The organism is Alteromonas sp. AO-Serp, assembly GCF_017849675.1.
Lineage (GTDB): Bacteria > Pseudomonadota > Gammaproteobacteria > Enterobacterales > Alteromonadaceae > Alteromonas > Alteromonas macleodii.
In genome coordinates this window covers 1-2872 of sequence record NZ_JAFLMX010000197.1, presented here as the reverse complement: position 1 = coordinate 2872, position 2872 = coordinate 1, and the positions used below count along the sequence as shown (strand labels likewise).

At 43.4% G+C, this 2872-nt stretch carries 3 protein-coding genes; 2 read left to right on the top strand and 1 reads right to left on the bottom strand.

What is annotated here, in order from left to right; translation table 11 throughout:
• Nucleotides 1-445: 445 nt before the first annotated feature.
• Nucleotides 446-1480, bottom strand: coding sequence for an IS110 family RNA-guided transposase (locus QVA83_RS13380; RefSeq protein ID WP_287498547.1), 1035 nt, complete (start codon nucleotides 1478-1480; stop codon nucleotides 446-448).
• A gap of 292 nt (nucleotides 1481-1772) precedes the next feature.
• Between QVA83_RS13380 and QVA83_RS13375 the strand changes: the two genes are divergently transcribed.
• Nucleotides 1773-2429 carry an acyl-homoserine-lactone synthase gene (locus tag QVA83_RS13375; protein WP_287498546.1) on the top strand — a complete coding sequence of 219 codons (657 nt, stop codon included), beginning with the start codon at nucleotides 1773-1775 and terminating at the stop codon, nucleotides 2427-2429.
• Nucleotides 2430-2657: 228 nt separating this feature from the next.
• The coding region (locus tag QVA83_RS13370) for a PH domain-containing protein (RefSeq protein ID WP_353844109.1) at nucleotides 2658-2872 on the top strand (215 nt) is incomplete at its 3' end.

Here is a 2872-nt window from a genome sequence, read left to right as displayed (position 1 = left end):
TCATAGCGCACTGCCGAGTCACCGCTTCAGCGCAAAGTAATTTTTAGGCGAGTACTCGTCTATCAGGTTAATCCTTTATTTAAAGCCATTCTTTTCGTTTATTATTCTTTTTTACTCTATCGCACACTTAGAAATAGTATTCTACGAATCAAATATTTATACCATATATGGACCCTCTCCGATTGCAAGACACCGTGTTGATTTAATAACGTGATTCATTGCTGCCATATATTCGGCTTTTTCGTGAAGTCAATTGACTTCTAGCCTTGATGGTTGTTCGCATCTTGTTGTCTCATCAATCCGGCGGCCTCGAAGGCCCTTGGTATAAACTGATTTGAACAAGATGGTTATGAACCGTTAATCATCAGTACGTTGTCTTTTTGCAATATGTTGATAGGCTTCCTGTTTTAGTTTATTTACTTATCTTTGGTTTGGGTTTCATCGGCTAAGCCGCTGCTTTATTTATCAGTCCTGGCTGGTAGTCCTGTTGATAGTGCAGCATAGCCCAGGCCATTCTTACCATTTTATTAGCCAGTGCGACGCACGCTTTGTTAAAGCTCATGCGTGCTAAACAAGCCCGACACCACTCGCTCACCTTATCGGTTTTATCACCAATATGGCGCAAGGCGGCCCTGGCTCCGTTAATTATCTGGGTCCGTAAATACGTGTTCCCTCGCTTGCTAATACCCAACAATCTCGGGTTATCTCCCGTTGTATGTTGTTTGGGCACTACACCTAACCAAGCGGCTAAATGTCGGCCGCTATTAAAAGCCTGACCTTGTCCAATGCCTGCATATAAGGCGGTAGCAATCAAAGGCCCAATTCCTGTCATGCTCATTAAACGCTCGCATACAGGCTGGCTTTGTGAGAACGCTTTCAACTCCTTATCCATTTCTTTTATGTGCTCTCGCAGTTCCCGCAAATCATTGAGTAAGCCTTGAAACTGTCGGCGAGCTAACATACTCAATCCATTGTCAGCTTCTTCCAGGGTAAACGGCAGCTCTTTCACCAAAGTCGCTACACCCCGTACATACACAATACCGTATTCGCTCAATAAGCCTCTTATCTGATTACTCAACGCCGTTTGCTGCGCTATCATACGCTCTCTAATCCGATGCATAAGCTGGATGTCTTGTTGGTCCTGAGACTTAAACGGCACAAATCGCATCCCTTCGCGTTGTGATGCCTCGGCTATCGCCTCTGCATCATTGTAATCGTGTTTATTGCCTTTTCGGTATGCTACAACGTATTGCGGTGCTATTGCTTTGACTTCATGCCCGGCTTTCGTCAATTCCCTACACCAGTAATGGCAACTTCCACAGGCTTCCATCACTACAATGCATGGCTCCAGTTGACTAAAATAGGACAACATCTGGTGACGCCTTAATTTCTTCTTTCTGAGCACTCTGCCTGACTGATTCATAAAAACTAAATGAAAAACAGACTTGGCGATATCGAGACCTATTGTTACCTTACTCATGTGACCTTCTCCTTCTTGATAGTGATTTGAACAACCCTATCTTGGCTTATTTGAAGCCTTTATGGGAGGAGAGGGTCCATACCATTAATTCAGCCTGCCAAATTCCCTCCAATTTGTACTAGCGCGATTATGTGCAACGTTATTCAAACCAGTAAAGAGAAGCATACCTGGTAAGGCCCACCAACATTCAGTGGCGGGGTAAGGAAAGTTAAGGCTGGTACTAGACGAATCGGTTATCCCTATTTGTTAGAGGTTCAAGGTGCCACCGCTATAGAAAATAACGAGTAAAAGCGTGAAAGAGAATTACAGTCAGTTGTTATGTGAAATAGGAAAACGATTTGCATTTATTGAAGCCATTTCTGTTGAACAAATTAATTTATGCAAGGAATTACGTCACAAAATTTATTGTGAAGAATTTAAATGGGAACCTGAAACTACTTCTGGATTAGAAATAAACAGCCACGATGAACTTGCAAAGTACTATCTAATGTTCGATAGAACAGAGGGTGAATTTATAGGAACGTTCAGAATTATCTTGGGTGCTGATTTGCCAATTGGTAAGCTCTTAGGGGAAGACCATATACTCCACCCGGCTCGAATAAATAACTACAGCAGCAACGGTGAAGTAAGCCGCTTTTCGTTACTTCGAAAATACAGAAACACCGGTATTACCCCCGCGTTAATTCTATTTGCTGGCTACACAGTCTCTTCAATGGGGTTGCATGGTGCATACATGGTGATGGAAAAAAGGCTTGCTAAGTTCATTACTTCAATAGGAGTTTCAGCGAGGAGATTAACTGAAGATATGCAGCTAAACGGCGTCCGTGCAGTGTATTACATCAGCTCGGCTGATGCTCTTACACCGATTGCAAAAGATGTGGGTTGGAACAATGAAGCTTTGAATAAGACATTTGAAGCATTCCACCTTAAGCGCGACATTACCGCCTAGTATAAATAAACAACGAATGGGGTTAAGGTCAATAAAGCCTATACCCCTCAGAGGTAGACCATGCGATATTCCATTTTAATTATGTTTGTAACACTACTTAAGATTGACGCTAGCAATGCTGAGACCTGGAGAGGGTTAGAGGTTGCACCCGAGAACCGGTGCTCCCCCTTCGATAGGAAAAGCCAATACCCTTATCCCCAGTCTGTAGAAGATGAGATTGTCCGCTCAATGGGGGGGAAGGTATACGGCCCCTATACTGGAAGATACTTCAAGACAGATAGCGAAACAGATATCGAACATATTGTCAGTGTTTCTGAAGGGCATGATTCGGGCCTTTGTAAGGCTACACCAGAAGTGAGGATTGCTTTTGCTACAGACCCTCTAAATCTAACTCTAGCAGCCCCTAACGTGAATCGATGTGGTGCTGGTGGTAAATGTGGCTA